The organism is Limnohabitans sp., from assembly GCF_023910625.1.
Lineage (GTDB): Bacteria > Pseudomonadota > Gammaproteobacteria > Burkholderiales > Burkholderiaceae_C > Limnohabitans_A.
The window spans coordinates 1,662,597-1,680,506 of record NZ_JAAVVW010000003.1; the positions used below are offsets into that span (position 1 = coordinate 1,662,597).

Sequence of the window (17,910 nt, forward strand, 5' to 3'; positions counted from 1 at the left end):
GTGCGCGGCAATGCCATCAGGCGGGGTTATCGATGTCGATGAATCGGTGAGAAAAACCCAAGCTTTGCGCCATATGTGCCCCCACGGCCGGGGCACCATAGCGTTCGCTGGCATGGTGCCCACAGGCCAGGAAAGCCACACCGGTTTCTCGCGCCAGGTGGGCTTGCGGCTCGGAAATCTCGCCGGTGATGAAAGCATCCGCCCCAGCCGCCATGGCCGCTTCAAAATAACCCTGCGCCCCGCCGGAACACCAAGCCACTCGCCGCACCGGGCGGTGCAGGTCGCCAACGCAGGTCACCGTGCGTCCCAAAGCCAGCCGCACATGGTCAGCCAAATCCTGAGGCTGCGCCCAAACTTGGGGGCCGACCCCCCAAAAGCCCAAGTCTTGCTCACCAAAACGGCCTTGCACCTGCAAGCCCAGCACGCGGGCCAGTTGGGCGTTATTGCCCAACTGCGGGTGCCCATCGAGCGGCAGGTGGAACGCAAAAAGGTGGATGCCATGCGCCAGCAACAGCCGCAGCCGCTCACGCATCCAGCCCGTGACCCGTCCGTCTTGTCCGCGCCAGAACAGGCCGTGGTGCACCAGAATGGCGTCAGCATCGGCGGCGATGGCCGCCTCGATCAAGGCACGACTGGCAGTCACGCCACTGACGAGCAACTTGACATCGCGGTCACCCTCGACCTGCAAGCCATTCGGACCGTAGTCGCGGAACTTTTCGGGTTGGAGCAAGGCATCAAAGGCCTGACCCAGGGTTTTGGCATCGGTCATGGGCAGAGGAATGGTGTTGAGACCTGCGATTGTGGCTCAGGTGGCCAACAACCAGCGTGGATCTGGTGATTGCAGGCATGGCTCCCTGCTGCAGGTCCGAATCAGGGACAATCTGTGACCATGAAACGCTATTGGCTCTTGTTTTCTCAGTGGGTGACGGTTTTGCTGGCCATCTGGTTCGTCGTGGCCACATTGCAACCCCAATGGTTGAGCGGCTACCCATCTGCCATGCAGGGCATGACCTTGCTCCAGGCACCGCCCAGCTCCAGCGGCAACCGACCCGCCGGGAGTCTGAGCGCCCCAGCCCAAAAAGCCTCCCCTGCGGTGGTCAGCATCAACACCAGCAAAGGCAAACGCAAAGACAACAATCCGCTCGCGCAAGACCCCTGGTTCCGGTTTTTCTACGGGGACCCCGATGAACAAAACACAGCAGGTCTGGGCAGCGGCGTGATCGTCAGCCCCGAGGGGCACATCCTGACCAACAACCACGTCATTGAAGACGCAGACGACATCGAAGTCGTCCTAAGCGATGGCCGAAAAACCATGGCCAAAGTCATCGGCACCGACCCGGACACCGACCTGGCCTTGTTGCAAATTCCATTGAAGAACCTGCCCGTCATTGTGCTTGGCCAGACGACTGACATGCAAGTTGGCGATGTGGTGCTGGCCATCGGCAACCCCTTTGGCGTAGGCCAAACCGTGACCTCGGGCATTGTCAGCGCACTCGGGCGCAACCAGTTGGGCATCAACACCTTCGAAAACTTCATCCAAACCGATGCCGCCATCAACCCCGGCAACTCTGGCGGAGCGCTTGTCGACGTCAATGGCCACTTGATGGGGATCAACACGGCCATATACTCGCGCTCCGGTGGCAACATGGGCATCGGCTTTGCCATACCGATTTCCACCGCCAAACAGGTGATGCAAGACCTGCTCAAAAACGGCAAGGTGATACGCGGCTGGATCGGGGTAGAGCCCCAGGAGCTGTCTGCCGAATTGGCCGAAAGCTTCAAACTTCCCCTGACAGGACCCAACGCCTTGCGCTCTGGCGTGGTGATCTCGGGCGTCTTGCAAAACGGTCCGGCTGCCAAAGCGGGCATACGCCCGGGTGATGTCATTTTGCAAGTGGACCAGCAATCGGTGGGCAATGTATCCGAGCTGCTGCATCAAGTAGCCAGTCTTAAGCCGGGTGCACCTGCCCAAGTGCGGGTTTGGCGGCAACAAACCGAGATGAACTTGCAGCTCGTACCCGCTGAAAGACCCGCTGCCAAAACCCAGCAACGTTGAAGCTCAGGCCGCCACCCTAAAAGGGCCGCACCGCCGTTTTTCGGGTGGTGGGGTTCAAGCGGCGTCAGCCGGCGTTTCAGGGGTTTTCGTGTGCTTGATGAAAATCTGTGCAGCCCAGATGCCCAACTCGTAGAGCAAACACATAGGAATGGCCAAGGCCAACTGAGACACCACATCAGGCGGCGTTACCACAGCGGCAATCACAAAAGCCAGCACCACAAAGTAGCCCCTGAACTCCTTGAGTTTTTCCACACTGACCACACCCATGCGGGCCAAAACAACCACGGCCACCGGCACCTCAAAAGCCAAGCCAAAAGCCAGGAACATGGACAGCACAAAACTCAAGTAAGCCTCAATGTCTGGCGCGGCGGTGATGCTCTTGGGCGCAAAACTCTGGATAAAGCTGAACACCTGGCCAAACACGAAAAAGTAACAAAAAGCCACGCCCACAAAAAACAGCAACGTGCTCGACACCACCAAGGGCATGACCAGCTTTTTCTCATGGCTGTACAAACCGGGGGCCACAAAGGCCCAGACCTGGTAAAGCACCACGGGTAAAGCGATTAAAAAGGCAGACATCAACAAAATCTTGAGCGGCACCATGAAAGGCGAAATGACCGACGTGGCGATCAAGGTGGCCCCTTTGGGCAGGTGCACCACCAAAGGTGCCGCCATGATGTCGTACAGGCTGCCAGGGCCGGGATAAATGGCCAAAGCCGCTGCGGCCAAAGCAATCGCCGCCACCGCCCAAAGCAGACGATCCCGCAACTCGATCAAGTGCGCCACAAAAGGTTGCTCAGAACCCTTGAGTTCGTCTTCTGGCTGGGGAGGGGTATCGGACATGGGCAGGTCAGTTGGTCGAGGCACACACGCGGGGGGTGATGTGCAGTCGTCACACAGAATTGAGGGGCTTGGGCCTGTAACGGGCCACACGTGCCGCACCCGAGAGAGCCTTGGTGCGCACGCCCGAGCGGGCTTTGTACCACTGAGGCACAGCACCCCGCTTCAGACGCCAGTTCTTCTCGGGACGCTTGTAATAGGGTGGTGGTGGCTCAATGTCGGGCAAATCACTGGTCAGACCCGCCGTGGTCTCGGCCCAGTCCTTTTCAAACTCGGAGGCCGTGGTCTGCACCGACTGCTCGACATCGCGGGCAGCGGTTTCCATGGACTCTTTCATCTTCTTGAGCTCTTCAAGATCCATGGACCGATTGACCTCGGCCTTGACATCGGAGACATAGCGCTGTGCCTTGCCCAGCAAGGCCCCCAAAGTCCGCGCCACCTTGGGTAGCTTCTCGGGACCGATGACGATCAACGCCACCACCCCGATGAGGGCCATTTTCGAAAAGCTTAAATCCAGCACAGTGCAGCGTTCAGTCGATCAATAAACTCAGGACTTGGTCTTGGCTTCAACGTCAATGGTCGTCTTTTCGGCCGCAACCGAAGAAGTGACCTGACCTGCTGGTGTCGCGCCGTCTTCAGGCTTGGCACCACCTTCTTTCATGCCATCCTTGAAGCCCTTGACCGCACCACCCAAGTCAGAGCCCATGTTCTTGAGCTTTTTGGTGCCAAACACCATGACCACGATCAGCAAAACAATCAACCAATGCCAAATGGAAAAAGTACCCATGAAAATCTCCTGTGAATGATTGGATTCTAAGGGGATCGATCCCGCACAGCAGATCGGCCCTGATGAATGAAGGATTTGAGGGAAAAACCCCGAATTTCAACCTCGTAGCCAAGGGCGAGGACCGCCCATGACGTGCATGTGCAGGTGGTGCACCTCTTGGCCACCCTCGGCCCCGTTGTTGACCACGATGCGGAAACCGCCATCCGGGTAAGGGTTACAACCCTCCTGCGCAGCCAACTTGGGGGCCAGGGTCATCATGTGGCCCATCAGACCCGCATGCTCAGGGGCCAGTTGCGCCATCGAGGGAATGTGCAACTTGGGAATGATCAGAAAGTGAATGGGTGCCCAAGGGGCAATGTCATGAAAGGCGAACACGTGCTCGTCTTCGTACACTTTGCGCGAAGGGATCTGGCCTGCAATGATTTTGCAAAAAATACAGTTGGCGTCGGTCATGTCTTGCTTGAATTGGGAAACAGGCATCAGTCAGTCACCGGGCGCTGCCCGTTCAGGCGCACCATGCCCAGCACAATGCGGTACAAAAACCAGATGGAGATGGCCACCCAAGCCAGCCAGCCGGGGAAAAACATCAACAACCACAAGGGCGCCGTGACTAGGTACAGCAAAGCCGCCCAAATCACGGTGCGGATGCGGTAGCTGAAATGCGTCGCCTCCCAGCCTGGGACATCGCCCTTTTTGACCCAATCAATGATCAGCGCCACCAACAGCAAAGTCGGCCCCATTTGCGCGCCTGGAATCATGGCACTGACTGCCACAATCAAGTGCAAGATATAGCTCACCCAGCTGATGGTGTGGGTGCTGTCGTCGATGGGTTGGTTGTTCATGGTTTATTCGCCCAAACGCTCACGCTCTTGCACTTTGCGCAGGGCTTTTTCTTCCAGACCGCTCAGCCCCTCACGGCGCGCCAGCTCGTTGACCACATCGGCGGGCGCAAGACCATAGTGCGCCAACGCAATCATGCTGTGAAACCACAAATCGGCCACTTCATAAACCAACTTGGACGCATCGCCGCCGTGGTCCACATCCTTGGCGGCCATGACGGTTTCGGTGGCTTCTTCGCCGATTTTCTTCAAAAAGGCATCTGGGCCTTTGTGCAACAGGCGTGCCACATAGCTTTTTTCGGGGTCGCCGCCATTGACCGCTTTGCGGCTTTCGATGATCGCCGCCAACCGCGCCAAAACGTCAACGGATCTGGGGGCATGGGAAGGTGTGGGGCTCATGACGTTCACTTGTAAATACTCTCGGGGTCTTTGAGGACCGGGTCCACCGCCTCCCAGCCCTCAGGCTGCAGGCTCTGAAAAAAACAGCTGTGCCGCCCGGTGTGGCAGGCAATACCCGGCTCATGGCCCAACTGAGTAACCTTGAGCAGAACCACATCATTGTCGCAGTCCAGGCGCACATCGTGCACGGTTTGCACATGGCCCGACTCCTCGCCCTTGAACCACAACTTGTTGCGCGAGCGGCTGAAATACACCGCCCGCTTCAGCTCAACCGTCTTTTGCAGCGCCTCGCGGTTCATCCAGGCGAACATCAAAACATCGCCCGAGTCTTTTTCTTGGGCGATGACGGGCACCAAACCTTTATCGTCCCATTGAATTTGATCGAGCCAGCTCATAGGAGAAGATCTTAGGTTGAAGAAAACCGACGGGACTATTTTTCAGGGCACTGACACAGTCAGCACCGACACCCAGCAGAAAGCGGTCACCACTTAACGATCCCCAACGTCACCTTGACGCCACCAACAAGCGTTGAGCCACCATAGTCTTTGGCCAGCCGAAGCAGCGTATCGTGGAAGCCCAAGTTTGGAAATGCAGCTTCGACGCGTTGAATTTGGTCTCTGCTGATACCCTTGCGAAGCATGCCTTTGGACGCATCAATCCAGTCGGCCTTGCGGCAGGCCTCAATGACCTCACGATGAGGCCCGGAATAAGAAGAAATCTTGTGATGCCAATGGATCGCGCCGCGCAACAATTCGGGGTCCAACCCCAATCCGAACTTGATGTTGTCGGCCAAGGCCACAGCCTCAGATGGCTCCAAATAAGCCAACTCATGATCCGTCCAAAGACCGATGTCATGGTAAACAAACGCAGTCTCTACCAGCCTCTCATGCTCCTGAGCATTGCCTAAAAAATGCATGGCATACGAGATCGTCCGATACACATGATTGCGATAACCGGGGTAATCTTTACCAATCAGATCTTTGTATCGTGCGAACAGCTCTTCAACAAATGGTCTTTCCATTTTGATTGTGATCTCTGACATAAACATGGCTCCTTGATGAATACAACAGCGGGCGAAAGACTAAAAAAGCAAGACTGCTCAAATAACAGTTAAGACGCCTGCAAAGGCCGGCGGCGCACGCCCTGAGCATGAAAGTGTACAACGTACATCCTGCGGGCCAGAGAGCCAGGGTTTGATGCACGCACCCGATCTGGGGGGGCGATGGACTCGATGATGGCCCGCAAAATGGGGGGCTCGCCCCGGCGCTGGAGCACCAAGCGGACAGCGCTTTAGCGCACCCCGGTGTTTGTCAACAAAGTTGTCCGCTTTTCACACAGTCAGGCCCCCACGAAACAGTAACACGTCCTGATCTGAGCTTGAGCATCGCGCAACAGTGCCCCAAAGCACTGTGCATGTGCTCGACCAAAAACAGCCACACACTGCCCAAAAAGTGCCGCAATGGCACAAGGCGCACCGCCGTCGTATCGCGTGAGCCAAGTGAATGCTCAATCGCGCAGGCAGGACAAAAAAGATATTTTCTGTAGGGCAAAAACCACCGCCCAGAACCGGGCTCGTCCAACAAACGGATCAGGTCGCGGCTTCGAGCGACCTATCCTTACTCGTTAGGCCTCAGTTTGCGGTAGATGCGACTTGAGTGTTGCTTGTATTTGAGTCGTATAGTTGTAGATGTCGTCTGGCGACTCCAGGTTTACAACCTCTTCGTCTTTATTACCGTTGAATAGTCCGAGTCGCAGTTTTTCGCGATTGTTAAAGCGAAGCCGACATATAGGTTTACGGTTGTTGTCATCTAGCAGAATGGCGCAGTAGCTCTGTGCGTCTCGCATTACGATGCGCTTTGTTGGAACAAGTCCCCGGACAATTGCTCGAACGATATAGAAGCCTTCGAGTTCCTCTGAGGATGTGACCACCAGGGGTTCCGGTGCTAGACCTGCTGTTGCGGCTTCCACTCTGGAGGTCTGTGTAGTTTGCGCACTGTCCTGAACGGACACTGACTCCGGCGCCATTGCGCCCTTAAGGCGTTCGTTGATCTTCTCACCCACAAGTTGCTCGAAAGCTCGCCTGGTAATTAGGGTGAATTGATCGCGGATAGCAGGGGTAAAGCGTTTGTTGCCGAGCAGTTCGGAGGCGACCAAACGGATAAAGTCTTCTGACGGACTAAGCATCCATTCATTGAGCTTTGTTTGAATGGCTCGCGTGTACTTCAGTTCGTTCGCAGTTGTGAGAATCGTTTCTAAGTCGAAGGCTGACTTCGCAAACTTCTTAAGTTCCTCTACATCACGGTCCTTAAAGTCAAGAATGTTGAACTCAAAGAAAGGCCTCTCGTCCATCTTGTTAGGCTGTTCTAGGTCGGTGAAGAACCGATAGACCAAGCCGTTTGTGAGGACACCGAATCTCGCTTCTGTGACGTGGAAGTACCGGAATAGCTGACCGGCGTGATTAATGCTTAGATCGCCGCCTGCTTTCTTGCACTCAAACAGGATAATCGGCTTACCGTCCTTTAGGATCGCGTAGTCGACTTTTTCACCCTTCTTTGTACCGACATCAGCTACCAACTCGGGTGTGACTTCAAGTGGGTCAAAGACGTTGTAGCCGAGGATCTGGATCATCGGCATGATCATCGCGTTTTTTGTAGCTTCCTCGGTTTGAATAACTGACCGAGTGTTGCCTATGCGAGTTGCGAGGATTCGAAGCTGGTCAATGAAGTCCACGGTACTGTCTCCCTTTGTGCTAAAGCGTGTTTGTATCACGAGGCATAAAACTAGGGTGTCTTCTGAGGCCTAACGTTCGAGCTAAGCTGCCCGCGGAGGCAGGTACTGTAAGCCCGGACTGAGACGATAGTGCTAGTGGCTCAGGCCGGGCTTACAGTGCCTGCCGTAGCGGGTCAGCTTGAGCGAGGGGTTAGGCCGCAATGCACGGTGCGAGTTCAAGGCTTGTAGCGGCTAACGTCCCGGGCTACTTCATTGCCGGCGTTGTCGTAAACGACACCATCTCGTTGCTGCATGAAAGCCCCTCGCGCGATTAGTATCTGGATAGCGTTTGTTACGCGTTGAGGCTTGGCGGAAAGCTCCTTTGCGAGAGCTACGTGGACACCTGGCTTCCACGGCTGCGGCGGGAGCAGCTTTGCGACCTGTTCAAGGAACGTTTCGTCCTCAGTGCGCGGCAGTTTGGATGCCGGGACAAGAGGCCCCGCCGACGGGGGCAGTTCTCGCCTACCGTCAGCGGGATTGCCGGGTACGAGCCACTTGCTCTGTACCGTCGAGGAGATCCTCATGAACTGCTGTTCTGACACCTTTGTTGAGCCCGGGCTGCCAGCTGCGGTTCTGACTGTCGACCAACAGTCATCCATAAAGTGATCAGTGAGCAGAGCCGTGTCGAGCGCTACTAGATCTTGATGCCTGTAGCTGAACGTACCCATGGCTCGCACTGCCGAGAAATAGGCTAGAACACCACGCCAAGCTGCAAGGTGCTGACCTTGGGCTACTCTCTTTGCGCGGTGCGCGCGCGTGATGGCATTCTCCGCTGCTCGTGTAAGCGCGGCAACGATTGGCCAAGCATCCAGAGGAAAGTGCTCAGAGTAAGCGGCAGCGTAAGCTTCAGGGCTTCGGATGTTCTTCTGCCGAAGCTTCGATGAGCGAACTGGGTTCTTGAGTAGAAGTGCAACCGCTCCCGTGGCAAGAACAATCGGAGAAATGATGCGGGCGTCAGGCCGTCCCTCGTTCTTGTAGAAGTTGGTTCGCCTTTCGTAGAACCACTCGCTACGAAGAAGAAGTTCCTCGATGCTCCTTTGAATGCGATCAGTCGCGTGCAGGGCCGCTGGCTCTACAGCGCTTTGGTTGTTGGTTGCCCGAATGACCTGATCTCGAACGCTCTCATCTTGCGAGACGATGATCTTTACCAAAAGGGCGCGGACGTCGGTCAAGGTCGCGGCGGACTTGGTAAAGTGACGATGTAAAGACTCGGTGGTCTGCAATCCGTTGACAATCTGAATGTCGCGGAGCTTGAGGGTCTTGCCAACCAGGGATGCGCTGGTGGCCAATATGGTCACGCCGTTGTTTAACCACCAGAAGTTTGGGCCAACCTCACTTGCAAGCGTTTCCGCGATATCTGCATTGACTAGATTCGCACCGAGAAAGGCGCGTACATTCGAGTCAAACAAGTATCTTCGAAGTGCGCCCTTTTCGTCCTGGACGAATTTGCAGTAGTCACTTAGTCGAGCCAGTACGACATAGCCCTCCTGGCCTGCGGTGAGGCACTCCTGGACTGGAAGGTCTAGTGCGAAGCTCTTGACTTCACGATGAAGTTCCACCAACTGGCTTGCACCAAGTGGTACGAATTCGACTTTGGCGGCGCTGAAGTACTGGTGAAACAGCGACTTCAACTGCAAAGCACGAGCGGCGATGCTGTCGCCAAGAAGGGCAGTGTCGCCGCGAGAAGCGTAGTAGATGGTGAAGCCGATAGACGGTCGGTACAGCGATAGATGATGAAACGCGGAAATGAACGTGTCTCGGCATCTCTTGATGTCCGCTGAATACTTTCCTGACAGTTGTGCGTTAGAAAGGGAAAGATCGAAGATCTCTTGGGTCGAAGCTAGCAGCGAATCTAAGGGCGCTTGTTGAAAGGTAGAGTGGTGCTTACACGTTAGAAGGATGACTTGGATATCTGCGCCGGACCGCGGCCAGGCGAAGTCTGTCGGATCGGTCAGAAGAAGTCCGTTGACAAGCACGTAGAAGCCGTCGATGCCTCCGTCGTGCGATCCGTCTGTCCAACCAAAATCAATCTCTTCTTTGGACAGATCAAAGTTCTTTAGGATCTGTTCCAGAACAAACCGTTCGAAGTGCTGGCCGATATCGACGCTAGGATCAGATACTTGCAGTTGCTGCAGCACAGAGTCAATGAGTACGACATCATTCTTTGCCAAGGTCTTCTCGCAGGTTGCTTGTTGTGAAATTTGGCGGCTCAAGAGCCGGTGACGCAAGTCTTGCGGCCTAACGTTTGAGTTAAGCGGGCACCGACGGCAGGACGCCAGGGCCCGGACTGAGACCATGTACACCGTACCTCAGGCCGGGCCCTGGCGGCCTGCCGTTGGTGCTCCGCTTGAACGAAGGGTTAGGCGTCACTGCACTCACCTGTACTTGGCAGCTGTTATGAACTGACCAAAGGTCTCGCACCAGACGATAACCGCGGTGTATCTTGTGAGATCAATGTTCGCCGGCAAAGCAACTACAAAGTTCTCGAAGGTCTTGACGTCCCCGACTCGGACCATGTTCCTCTTGAGTCTATTGAAGTCGGCTTCGGTTTCAACGAACTCGGGGGAGAGGTAGAGCTTGTAATCAGGACCCGGTGCGAGTTTTCCGGTGAGTGAGATAGCAGTGGGGGATAGTGATACGACTCCCTCTCCCCAGTGAAGCGCGTCGCTGTCTTTCAAGTCTCGCTTGAACTGCCCAGTAAATTGAGTCTGCGCAGTGGCAGCCTTGATTTCTTCTGCGGTCGGTGCTGCCGGTGCTATCAGGATAGGCAGAGCGTAAATGCCTCCAGCAAAGCCGGCAGCAGCGACCGCGAAATGAGATGCGACGAGCAGTAATGCTTTTCGGGTGTTCATGGAGCTGCGACCTGGAAAAGTAGTTGGATGTGACGCCTAACGTCAAAGCTGCCCGGCACGCTGCACGCGCCGCGAAGCGGCATTCTGCTGCTGCGTGTCCGAGCCGAGCAAAATGTTAGCTTGCATTGAGTCCCTTCCCGTCTTGACTTCGAAGCTCATCCACCGATTGTGCTGACATTTCAACGATTGTATTGACATATGTGTCGATACATTGAACAAGTGGTTCGCGCGGCCCATTGCGCCAAGCCAAGGAACTGTAGAAAACATCCTGCTTCAGTTTCAAATCCGCTTCACTTGAGAAAGCTCGAATTAGGAAATAAGTCTGACCTTCATGGTCAGTACGCCCAAAAGCCACGACATTCATTGAGGCGCGCACCATCGGCAGCGCATTTTGCATCGCTGCCTCAAATTGTGCAGATGCGCCAGGCTTTAGTCGGTAGGTTCGAATTTCGATCGTGAGCATTGTGAAAGCTAACGTTTGAGTTAAGCGGGCACCGACGGCAGGACGCCAGGCCCGGCCACAGGAAAATGTACACCGTACCCTGTGGCCGGGCCTGGTGGCCTGCCGTTGGCGCTCCGCTTGAGCGAGGGGTTAGGCGTCATCGCCGCTATGTCCACTGGTTCTCATAGATGAGTCTTCGGAGCACGGTTACAGCGAAGGCTGCCATGTCTTCTAGTTCTTTCTCTGTGGCTGCGCCATCGTCTGCGAGCAGTGTCTGCTCATCCCAGGGACTTTCTACGTGTACCCACTTGTTCCTGTATTGCCGTAGTTTGTGTAGATCGACTTTGATCGCGGGCTTGATCAATGCCTTATCTATGAGGTCTGCAAGGCGTTCCCTTCGCATCTCTGCGAACTCGGCTCGCAAGTAGGTCTCAGCAGCGGAGACACTAGTAAAGATTGCCGCGAGGTCCGCGCCCTTGGTGAAGGCGATGTCAGCTTGACGGACGATGAAGGAACACCATTCGGACAAGACGACGCAGCGCAGCAGCAGGCTCTCATCGAGCTCATTGATGTATGCCCACCGTTCAAGTTCGTTCATGACGCCTAACGTAAGGCTAACCGGCGCTGCGCGGTTTTATCGCGCAGCGTCCAGCGACCGAAGGGAGAGAGGTTGAGCGCCATGTTATGCATTTGACTGGAGCTCCTTCTTAAGAGCAGCATACAGGCCAGGCGCTGAATCCAAAACAAAAGCAATTTGGTTCTCCGAAACCATTTCCCCATGGACTGCATAGTTGCAAATGGCCATTACCTCCAGAACTCCATTGATTACGTTCGGGGAAATCTTTTCATTTTTCTGGAGCTCACGCAGAACCCTGTGCATTGGATAACGGCGTGGGTCAATGCCATTCAGGCGAGAGTACTCATTTATAAGCAGCTCAAAGGAAAGGCGAACCTTGAATAGATCAATGCTCTCTTTTTGAATGTCATGTGCAAAATGCAACTCGGGTTGGTCTGTTCTTCCCGCACCAATACCGAACTCTCTCAAGGTTTCCGCGATTTGCTGCTTAATGTCTGGGATTTCCTCATCGTTAGCAGGGATCGGCGCTCCGCTGTTGATGTGGACATGACTGGTATTGAATGAAGAGACGTCAATCGACGATTGGAGCTCAACCTTCATGAGCGCCAATTGATGGGAAATGTCCTTTTTTATTTGTTCAATGTCATGCTTGAATTCGAGGCCGAATAGCTTCACGTCCTTGAAGATGGGGGCAAGGCAAACCGCCATCCATACTAAGAACACAACCACGTCGAAAAAAGTTGGGTTCCCGCCAACAAGTTGGTCTTGCCTCAGATAGAGATAACCACCTAGAGCAATGACTAGGATTGCCCACCACACGACTTTGAAGTTGTTGGAGTTCAACATCAGTTAGCTAATCCCTTGGAGATGCATAACGTAATGTAGACCGCAAAACCCGGTTGATACATCCGGGCCGTGTCGATACATCTTTCAGAGAAATTGGCTGCAAGCCGCTTGCGCCTTGGCTTACAGGTTCATATACTGTGGTTTTGTACAGGTATAAATTTGCCATGAAACCCGGTGCTCCTTCCTTGCAGTCCACCCGCTTGCTTGATCAGGTGCGCGAGCGGGTTCGGTATATGCATTATAGCCTCAAAACCGAGAAAGCTTACCTCTATTGGATTCGTTTTTTTATTCGCTGGAGCGCTACGCAGTCAGGCGGCATGCGTCACCCGCGCGAGTTGGTTGTGGCCGATGTCGAAGCTTTTTTGTCCATGCTGGCCAATGAGCGCAAGGTATCGGCCTCCACTCACAACCAAGCGCTCAGTGCTCTGCTGTTTTTGTACCGGGAGGTGCAACGGGGTGGTGTGGAGGTGCCCCACGCTTTGGCTAGCAAATACCCCAAGGTGGGTGATACATGGGGCTGGTTTTGGATGTTTCCTTCGCCGACGCTGTCGGTTGACCCTCGCAGTGGCGTGGAGCGCCGCCACCACTTGTATGAAGAGCGCTTGCAACGCGCCTTAAAAAAGGCCGTGGCGGCTGCGGGCATTGTCAAACCCGTATCCGTTCACACGCTGCGCCACTCGTTTGCCACGCATTTGCTGCAGTCGGGCACCGACATTCGTACGGTGCAAGAGTTGCTGGGTCATTCTGACGTCTCGACAACGATGATTTACACCCATGTGCTGAAGGTGGCCACGGGTGGCACAGCCAGCCCTTTGGATGCTTTGCTCAGCGTCTAGGCCGATTCGTCAACGCGTCAAATCCGCACCGCAATGCCCCGCTCCCGCATGCGCGCTTTGGCTTGCCCCACCGTGTATTCACCATAGTGAAAGATGCTCGCCGCCAGCACCGCATCCGCCCCGCCGATGCTCACGCCATCGGCCAGGTGGTCAAGGTTGCCCACGCCGCCAGACGCGATCACGGGCACGCTCACGGCGTCGCTCACGGCGCGGGTGAGTTGCAGGTCAAAACCGCTTTTGGTGCCGTCGCGGTCCATGCTGGTCAGCAAAAATTCGCCTGCGCCGTAGGCGGCCATTTGCTCGGCCCAGGCCACCGCGTCCAGGCCCACGTTTTTGCGGCCGCCGTGGCTGTAAACGTCCCAGCCGGGGCCTATGGGCAGACCATTCGTGCCGATGCGCTGTTCGTCCTCTGCGCTGCGGCGCTTGGCGTCGATGGCGACCACGATGCACTGCGCGCCATATTTGGCAGACGCCTCGCGGATGACTTGCGGGTTGGCAATGGCCGCCGAGTTGAAGCTGGTTTTGTCAGCACCCGCGTTGAGCAATCGGCGCACGTCTTCCACCGTGCGCACGCCACCGCCCACGGTGAGCGGAATGAAGACCTGGCTGGCCACGGCTTCGATGATGTGCAGGATCACGTCGCGGCCGTCGCTGGTGGCGGTGATGTCGAGGAAGGTGAGTTCGTCGGCGCCCTGCTCGTTGTAGCGTGCGGCGATTTCAACCGGGTCGCCGGCGTCGCGCAGTTCGACAAAGTTGACGCCCTTGACCACGCGACCGCCGGTCACGTCGAGGCAAGGGATGATGCGTTTGGCCAGCATGTGGGGGCTCTTTTCAAATCAAGGGGTTGTCACGGTCAGCTGCTGCCAGCCTTCCCAGCGCTCGCCTGCGGGCAAGTGGATGGGGTCAAACACTTGAGCAGCTTCGACGCAGAGCATGTGCCGCCAACCGTCTTCGGGCATGTCGGCCAGGCCTTGGCACAGGGCTTGTGCGGGGTTCCAGACCACGGTGTGGGCCCAGCTGGCGCTTTGGCTGATGTGCAGGGTATCGTTCAGCGTCATGGGCTGTGGCCCGGCTTCGTACACGCGGTCAAACTCGGAGGCAAAACGGATCGTGTCGGCAGCAGGCGCATGGGTGTCGGTGAGTGAATCCCATTCGGGCAGACCGCCCAGACCCTGAAGCGTGGCCTGCGTCACGTCGGGCACGGCCAAATAGGTGTGCAGTGCGCCAGAAAACGCCAGCGGCTGATCGTCAGTGTTGTGCACGTCCAGCGTCAGTTGCAAGGCACCCGGGCTCAGGTCGATGTGCAGCGCCAAGGCAAAGGCTTGAGGCCACCAGGCGCGTGTTTGGGCGTTGCCCTTCAGGCGCAGCGTGAGGCGGGCATGCTCGGCACCCAGTTCGGGCGCATCGGCCTGCCAAGGCAGGTTGCGCGCAAAACCGTGTTTGGGCAGGCTGTCAGCGTGCGGGCCGCGTTGGTTGAACTGCGGAAAGCACACCGGCACACCACCGCGGATGGCGGCTTGCCCGTCCATGGTGCTTTGGGGGCTGAGGTACAGGCGCTCTTGGCCGCCCGACACCCAAGACAGCACCTGCGCGCCGTGCAGCGTGACCCGCAGCGTGTCCCCCTGGGGCAAGGCCAGCTCGACGGCGGGCAGGCCCGAGAAGGTGGTCTCGCGGCCCGTGGCCTGCGCAGTCATGGGGTTCAACCGTTGAGTTCGTCGGCGCGTTGCTGCGCCAGCGCGAAGTCGAGGTCGCCAGAATACACCGCACGGCCACAGATCACGCCTTCAACGCCTTCGTCCTCCACTGCGCACAGCTGCTCGATGTCGGCCATGTTGGACAGGCCGCCCGAGGCGATCACGGGGATGGTCAGCGCTTGCGCCAGCTTGACGGTGGCGTCGATGTTGATGCCGCTCAGCATGCCGTCGCGGCCAATGTCGGTGTAGATGATGGACTCGACACCCCAGTCTTCGAACTTCTTGGCCAGGTCCACCACTTCGTGGCCGGTGAGCTTGCTCCAGCCGTCGGTGGCGACTTTGCCGTCTTTGGCGTCTAGACCGACGATGATGTGGCCGCCAAAGGCGGTGCAGGCGTCTTTCAAGAAGCCGGGGTTCTTGACGGCTGCGGTGCCAATGATGACGTAGCGCAGACCGCTGTCGATGTATTTTTCGATCGTGTCCAGATCGCGGATGCCGCCACCCAACTGCACCGGGATGTCGTCGCCCACAGCCTTGAGGATGGACTTGATGGCGCCAAAGTTTTGCGGCTTGCCGGCGAAGGCGCCGTTCAGATCCACCAGGTGCAAGCGGCGTGCGCCTTTTTCGAGCCAGGTGCGGGCCATGGCGGCAGGGTCTTCCCCAAAGGTCGTGGCTTGGTCCATATCGCCCTGTTTGAGGCGAACGCAGTGGCCGTCTTTGAGGTCAATGGCGGGGATCAGAATCATGGCGAGTTAACAACCAGTAGAGAAAAAGAAGCGGCAGTGAAAACTTCTCAAGGCTGCCAGTGGAGGAAATTGCGGAACAAGGCCAGGCCCTGGGCCGCGCTTTTTTCGGGGTGAAACTGGGTGGCAAAAATATTGTCACGGGCAATGGCGCAGGCAAAGCGGCCGCCGTAATCGGTTTCGGCTGCACCGTGCGCCGGGTCGGACACCTTGGTGTAGAAGCTGTGCACAAAATAATACCAGCTGCCGTCGTCAATGCCTTGCCACAGCGGGTGGGCAGGCGTGGCTTGCCAAACTTGGTTCCAGCCCATCTGCGGCACTTTGTAACGGGTGCCGTCGGGCTGAGTTTGCCCCGCCAGCTCGAACTTGACCACCCGACCGGGGATCAAGCCCAGGCCCGGCGTGTGGCCTTCGTCGCTATGGTCCAGCAGCATCTGCATGCCCACGCAAACGCCAAACAGGGGTTTGCTGGCAGCAGCTTCAAGCACGGCATCGAGCAAGCCCGACTCGCGCAATTCGCGCATGCAGTCGGGCATGGCGCCCTGCCCTGGCAAGACCACGCGGTGCGCGTTGCGCACCACTTGCGGGTCTGAGGTCACGGTCACTTCGGCATGGTCCACGCTGGACGCCGCATGCATCACCGCCTGCGCCACGCTGCGCAAGTTGCCCATGCCGTAATCAACGACGGCAACGCGGTTGACGCTCATGCTCAGAGACTTCCTTTGGTGGAGGGGATCACACCCACCGAGCGGGGGTCCAACTCGAGTGCCGCACGCACAGCGCGGGCAAAGGCTTTGAAGATGGTTTCGCACTGGTGGTGCGCATTGACACCCTTGAGGTTGTCGATGTGCAGCGTGCACAGGGCGTGGTTCACAAAGCCCTGGAAGAACTCGTAAATCAACTGCGTGTCGAGTGAGCCCAGCGAGCCGGAGGTGAAGTTCACGTCCATGTGCAGACCGGGGCGACCCGAAAAGTCCACCACCACGCGGCTCAAGGCTTCGTCGAGCGGCACATAGGCGTGGCCATAACGGCGGATGCCTTTTTTGTCGCCCATCGCCTGCGCGAATGCTTGGCCCAGGGTGATGCCGATGTCTTCCACCGTGTGGTGGCCGTCGATGTGCAGGTCGCCTTCGCAGCTGATGTCCAGGTCGATCAAGCCGTGGCGGGCGATCTGGTCGAGCATGTGATCCAGAAAACCGATGCCGCTGGCCAGCTTGGCCTGGCCTGTGCCGTCCAGGTTGATGGCGACGCGGATGTTCGTCTCGGCCGTCTTGCGGGTGACGTTGGCTGTGCGGTTCATAAGGAGACTTTCAGAGCAGCAAGGAGTTGGTCATTTTCTGCGGCGGTGCCCACCGTCAGGCGCAAGGCAGTTGGCCAGCAATGGGTGCATTTTAGAAACTGTTCTTGATCCAGCACCTTGCACGCCTTCAGTCCGTCAAAGGTTTGGGCCTGCATCGGGCACGCGGGCCAGGAATCATGTTGGCTTCGCTGGGAAAGGCTGCACACCGGTCAAGGCCGTCAGTGCTTGCAGCAAGCGGGTGCGCTCTTGGCGCAGGTCTTGGGCTTGCGCGGCAAACACCTTGGCATGCTCCAGCGCAAACAAGGCGCACTCGGTGTTGAGCACGCTGATGTTGTAGGGCGGGCGCACTTTGTCGACCTCGGCCACCAAAGCCTTGGGGCCGATCATGTAGCCCAGACGCACACCGGCCAGGCCAAACTTGGACAACGTGCGCATGAGCAAGACATGCGAATGGCGCGCCATGCGGCCTGCGTAGCTGCGGCTGGCAAAAGGCTGATAAGCCTCGTCCATGACCACCAGGCCGCCTTGCGCACCCTGGGCCAGCACGATCTTTTCGATCGTGTCGTCGTTCCACAGGTTGCCGGTGGGGTTGTTGGGGTAAGCCAGGTAGACGATGGAAGGCTTGTGCTGGGCAATGGCGGCCAGCATGGCGACCTCGTCCAGCTCAAAGTCGGCCGTGAGCGGCACACCATGAAAGGCCAAGCCTTGCAGTTGGGCGCTCATGGCGTACATCACAAAGCCAGGCAGCGGGGACAGGATGCTGGCTCCAGGCACGTCGCAAGCCATGGCCAGCAAAGAGATCAACTCGTCCGAGCCGTTGCCCAGCATGATGTCGAAGCCTTCGGGCATGCCTTGCGTAACTGGCCAGCGCAATGGCGCAGCTCGTTCACACGCTCGCCAGGGGTAAGCGGTTGAGTGCCAGCGCGCCCA

General features: G+C 57.2%; 23 protein-coding genes. 2 read left to right on the plus strand and 21 right to left on the minus strand.

Annotated features, from left to right (window positions below):
- Positions 1-16: 16 nt before the first annotated feature.
- A complete protein-coding gene (locus HEQ17_RS11305) occupies positions 17-769 on the minus strand; it encodes a Nif3-like dinuclear metal center hexameric protein (RefSeq protein ID WP_296292840.1) in 753 nt (250 codons plus the stop codon).
- Between the two features lie 120 nt (positions 770-889).
- Here HEQ17_RS11305 and HEQ17_RS11310 point away from each other — a divergent pair, with 120 nt between their 5' ends.
- Entirely contained in the window at positions 890-2,056 is a 1,167-nt protein-coding gene (locus tag HEQ17_RS11310) for a trypsin-like peptidase domain-containing protein (protein WP_296292841.1), read from the plus strand.
- Between the two features lie 54 nt (positions 2,057-2,110).
- On the opposite strand, the gene tatC is transcribed toward HEQ17_RS11310, so the two are convergent.
- From tatC to HEQ17_RS11380, 14 genes are all read right to left on the minus strand, one after another.
- Complete coding sequence (tatC, locus tag HEQ17_RS11315) at positions 2,111-2,899, minus strand: twin-arginine translocase subunit TatC (RefSeq protein ID WP_296292842.1); 789 nt, start codon at positions 2,897-2,899, stop codon at positions 2,111-2,113.
- A 49-nt stretch (positions 2,900-2,948) separates the two neighbouring features.
- Entirely contained in the window at positions 2,949-3,416 is a 468-nt protein-coding gene (tatB, locus tag HEQ17_RS11320; protein ID WP_296292843.1) for a Sec-independent protein translocase protein TatB, read from the minus strand.
- Between the two features lie 27 nt (positions 3,417-3,443).
- On the minus strand, positions 3,444-3,683 hold the full coding sequence (tatA, locus tag HEQ17_RS11325) for a Sec-independent protein translocase subunit TatA (protein WP_296292844.1): 240 nt from the start codon (positions 3,681-3,683) through the stop codon (positions 3,444-3,446).
- A 96-nt stretch (positions 3,684-3,779) separates the two neighbouring features.
- Positions 3,780-4,136 carry a histidine triad nucleotide-binding protein gene (locus HEQ17_RS11330; protein WP_296293739.1) on the minus strand — a complete coding sequence of 119 codons (357 nt, stop codon included), beginning with the start codon at positions 4,134-4,136 and terminating at the stop codon, positions 3,780-3,782.
- A gap of 26 nt (positions 4,137-4,162) precedes the next feature.
- Positions 4,163-4,525, minus strand: a complete 363-nt coding sequence (locus HEQ17_RS11335; protein WP_296292845.1) for a hypothetical protein — start codon at positions 4,523-4,525, stop codon at positions 4,163-4,165.
- Positions 4,526-4,528: 3 nt separating this feature from the next.
- Complete coding sequence (locus HEQ17_RS11340; protein WP_296292846.1) at positions 4,529-4,921, minus strand: phosphoribosyl-ATP diphosphatase; 393 nt, start codon at positions 4,919-4,921, stop codon at positions 4,529-4,531.
- Positions 4,922-4,926: 5 nt separating this feature from the next.
- Positions 4,927-5,316: a phosphoribosyl-AMP cyclohydrolase gene (gene hisI, locus HEQ17_RS11345; protein ID WP_296292847.1), complete on the minus strand. Its 390-nt coding sequence runs from the start codon at positions 5,314-5,316 to the stop codon at positions 4,927-4,929.
- 86 nt (positions 5,317-5,402) lie between these two features.
- Complete coding sequence (locus HEQ17_RS11350) at positions 5,403-5,963, minus strand: hypothetical protein (protein ID WP_296292848.1); 561 nt, start codon at positions 5,961-5,963, stop codon at positions 5,403-5,405.
- A 581-nt stretch (positions 5,964-6,544) separates the two neighbouring features.
- On the minus strand, positions 6,545-7,651 hold the full coding sequence (locus HEQ17_RS11355; RefSeq protein ID WP_296292849.1) for a type I restriction endonuclease: 1,107 nt from the start codon (positions 7,649-7,651) through the stop codon (positions 6,545-6,547).
- A gap of 215 nt (positions 7,652-7,866) precedes the next feature.
- Complete coding sequence (locus HEQ17_RS11360) at positions 7,867-9,903, minus strand: AIPR family protein (RefSeq protein WP_296292850.1); 2,037 nt, start codon at positions 9,901-9,903, stop codon at positions 7,867-7,869.
- A 162-nt stretch (positions 9,904-10,065) separates the two neighbouring features.
- Positions 10,066-10,542, minus strand: coding sequence for a DM13 domain-containing protein (locus HEQ17_RS11365; protein WP_296292851.1), 477 nt, complete (start codon positions 10,540-10,542; stop codon positions 10,066-10,068).
- Positions 10,543-10,657: 115 nt separating this feature from the next.
- Entirely contained in the window at positions 10,658-11,005 is a 348-nt protein-coding gene (locus HEQ17_RS11370) for an NIPSNAP family protein (protein WP_296292852.1), read from the minus strand.
- Positions 11,006-11,150: 145 nt separating this feature from the next.
- Positions 11,151-11,582, minus strand: coding sequence for a hypothetical protein (locus tag HEQ17_RS11375; RefSeq protein ID WP_296292853.1), 432 nt, complete (start codon positions 11,580-11,582; stop codon positions 11,151-11,153).
- Between the two features lie 84 nt (positions 11,583-11,666).
- Positions 11,667-12,407, minus strand: coding sequence for a hypothetical protein (locus tag HEQ17_RS11380; protein ID WP_296292854.1), 741 nt, complete (start codon positions 12,405-12,407; stop codon positions 11,667-11,669).
- 164 nt (positions 12,408-12,571) lie between these two features.
- On the opposite strand from HEQ17_RS11380, the gene HEQ17_RS11385 reads away from it, so the two are divergent.
- Positions 12,572-13,243, plus strand: a complete 672-nt coding sequence (locus HEQ17_RS11385) for a tyrosine-type recombinase/integrase (protein WP_296292855.1) — start codon at positions 12,572-12,574, stop codon at positions 13,241-13,243.
- Between the two features lie 17 nt (positions 13,244-13,260).
- On the opposite strand, the gene hisF is transcribed toward HEQ17_RS11385, so the two are convergent.
- From hisF to HEQ17_RS16060, 6 genes are all read right to left on the minus strand, one after another.
- A complete protein-coding gene (hisF, locus tag HEQ17_RS11390; protein WP_296292856.1) occupies positions 13,261-14,061 on the minus strand; it encodes an imidazole glycerol phosphate synthase subunit HisF in 801 nt (266 codons plus the stop codon).
- Positions 14,062-14,079: 18 nt separating this feature from the next.
- Positions 14,080-14,937 (minus strand): D-hexose-6-phosphate mutarotase, encoded by an 858-nt coding sequence (locus HEQ17_RS11395; RefSeq protein ID WP_296292857.1) that lies wholly within the window; start codon positions 14,935-14,937, stop codon positions 14,080-14,082.
- Positions 14,938-14,942: 5 nt separating this feature from the next.
- A complete protein-coding gene (gene hisA, locus HEQ17_RS11400; RefSeq protein ID WP_108332550.1) occupies positions 14,943-15,683 on the minus strand; it encodes a 1-(5-phosphoribosyl)-5-[(5-phosphoribosylamino)methylideneamino]imidazole-4-carboxamide isomerase in 741 nt (246 codons plus the stop codon).
- A 47-nt stretch (positions 15,684-15,730) separates the two neighbouring features.
- Positions 15,731-16,387 carry an imidazole glycerol phosphate synthase subunit HisH gene (gene hisH / locus HEQ17_RS11405; protein ID WP_296292858.1) on the minus strand — a complete coding sequence of 219 codons (657 nt, stop codon included), beginning with the start codon at positions 16,385-16,387 and terminating at the stop codon, positions 15,731-15,733.
- Positions 16,388-16,389: 2 nt separating this feature from the next.
- Positions 16,390-16,980 (minus strand): imidazoleglycerol-phosphate dehydratase HisB, encoded by a 591-nt coding sequence (gene hisB / locus HEQ17_RS11410; RefSeq protein WP_296292859.1) that lies wholly within the window; start codon positions 16,978-16,980, stop codon positions 16,390-16,392.
- A 174-nt stretch (positions 16,981-17,154) separates the two neighbouring features.
- Positions 17,155-17,853 carry an aminotransferase class I/II-fold pyridoxal phosphate-dependent enzyme gene (locus HEQ17_RS16060; RefSeq protein WP_366938041.1) on the minus strand — a complete coding sequence of 233 codons (699 nt, stop codon included), beginning with the start codon at positions 17,851-17,853 and terminating at the stop codon, positions 17,155-17,157.
- Between the last annotated feature and the right edge of the window lie 57 nt (positions 17,854-17,910).

Bases quoted from the DNA above. Each gene is read 5' to 3' on its own strand.
- HEQ17_RS11305 (WP_296292840.1), bottom strand. From the start codon at position 769: ATGACCGATGCCAAAACCCTGGGTCAGGCCTTTGATGCCTTGCTCCAA.
- HEQ17_RS11310 (WP_296292841.1), top strand. From the start codon at position 890: ATGAAACGCTATTGGCTCTTGTTTTCTCAGTGGGTGACGGTTTTGCTG.
- tatC (WP_296292842.1), bottom strand. From the start codon at position 2,899: ATGTCCGATACCCCTCCCCAGCCAGAAGACGAACTCAAGGGTTCTGAG.
- tatA (WP_296292844.1), bottom strand. From the start codon at position 3,683: ATGGGTACTTTTTCCATTTGGCATTGGTTGATTGTTTTGCTGATCGTG.
- HEQ17_RS11330 (WP_296293739.1), bottom strand. From the start codon at position 4,136: ATGACCGACGCCAACTGTATTTTTTGCAAAATCATTGCAGGCCAGATC.
- HEQ17_RS11335 (WP_296292845.1), bottom strand. From the start codon at position 4,525: ATGAACAACCAACCCATCGACGACAGCACCCACACCATCAGCTGGGTG.
- HEQ17_RS11340 (WP_296292846.1), bottom strand. From the start codon at position 4,921: ATGAGCCCCACACCTTCCCATGCCCCCAGATCCGTTGACGTTTTGGCG.
- hisI (WP_296292847.1), bottom strand. From the start codon at position 5,316: ATGAGCTGGCTCGATCAAATTCAATGGGACGATAAAGGTTTGGTGCCC.
- HEQ17_RS11350 (WP_296292848.1), bottom strand. From the start codon at position 5,963: ATGTCAGAGATCACAATCAAAATGGAAAGACCATTTGTTGAAGAGCTG.
- HEQ17_RS11365 (WP_296292851.1), bottom strand. From the start codon at position 10,542: ATGAACACCCGAAAAGCATTACTGCTCGTCGCATCTCATTTCGCGGTC.
- HEQ17_RS11370 (WP_296292852.1), bottom strand. From the start codon at position 11,005: ATGCTCACGATCGAAATTCGAACCTACCGACTAAAGCCTGGCGCATCT.
- HEQ17_RS11375 (WP_296292853.1), bottom strand. From the start codon at position 11,582: ATGAACGAACTTGAACGGTGGGCATACATCAATGAGCTCGATGAGAGC.
- HEQ17_RS11380 (WP_296292854.1), bottom strand. From the start codon at position 12,407: ATGTTGAACTCCAACAACTTCAAAGTCGTGTGGTGGGCAATCCTAGTC.
- HEQ17_RS11385 (WP_296292855.1), top strand. From the start codon at position 12,572: ATGAAACCCGGTGCTCCTTCCTTGCAGTCCACCCGCTTGCTTGATCAG.
- hisF (WP_296292856.1), bottom strand. From the start codon at position 14,061: ATGCTGGCCAAACGCATCATCCCTTGCCTCGACGTGACCGGCGGTCGC.
- HEQ17_RS11395 (WP_296292857.1), bottom strand. From the start codon at position 14,937: ATGACTGCGCAGGCCACGGGCCGCGAGACCACCTTCTCGGGCCTGCCC.
- hisA (WP_108332550.1), bottom strand. From the start codon at position 15,683: ATGATTCTGATCCCCGCCATTGACCTCAAAGACGGCCACTGCGTTCGC.
- hisH (WP_296292858.1), bottom strand. From the start codon at position 16,387: ATGAGCGTCAACCGCGTTGCCGTCGTTGATTACGGCATGGGCAACTTG.
- hisB (WP_296292859.1), bottom strand. From the start codon at position 16,980: ATGAACCGCACAGCCAACGTCACCCGCAAGACGGCCGAGACGAACATC.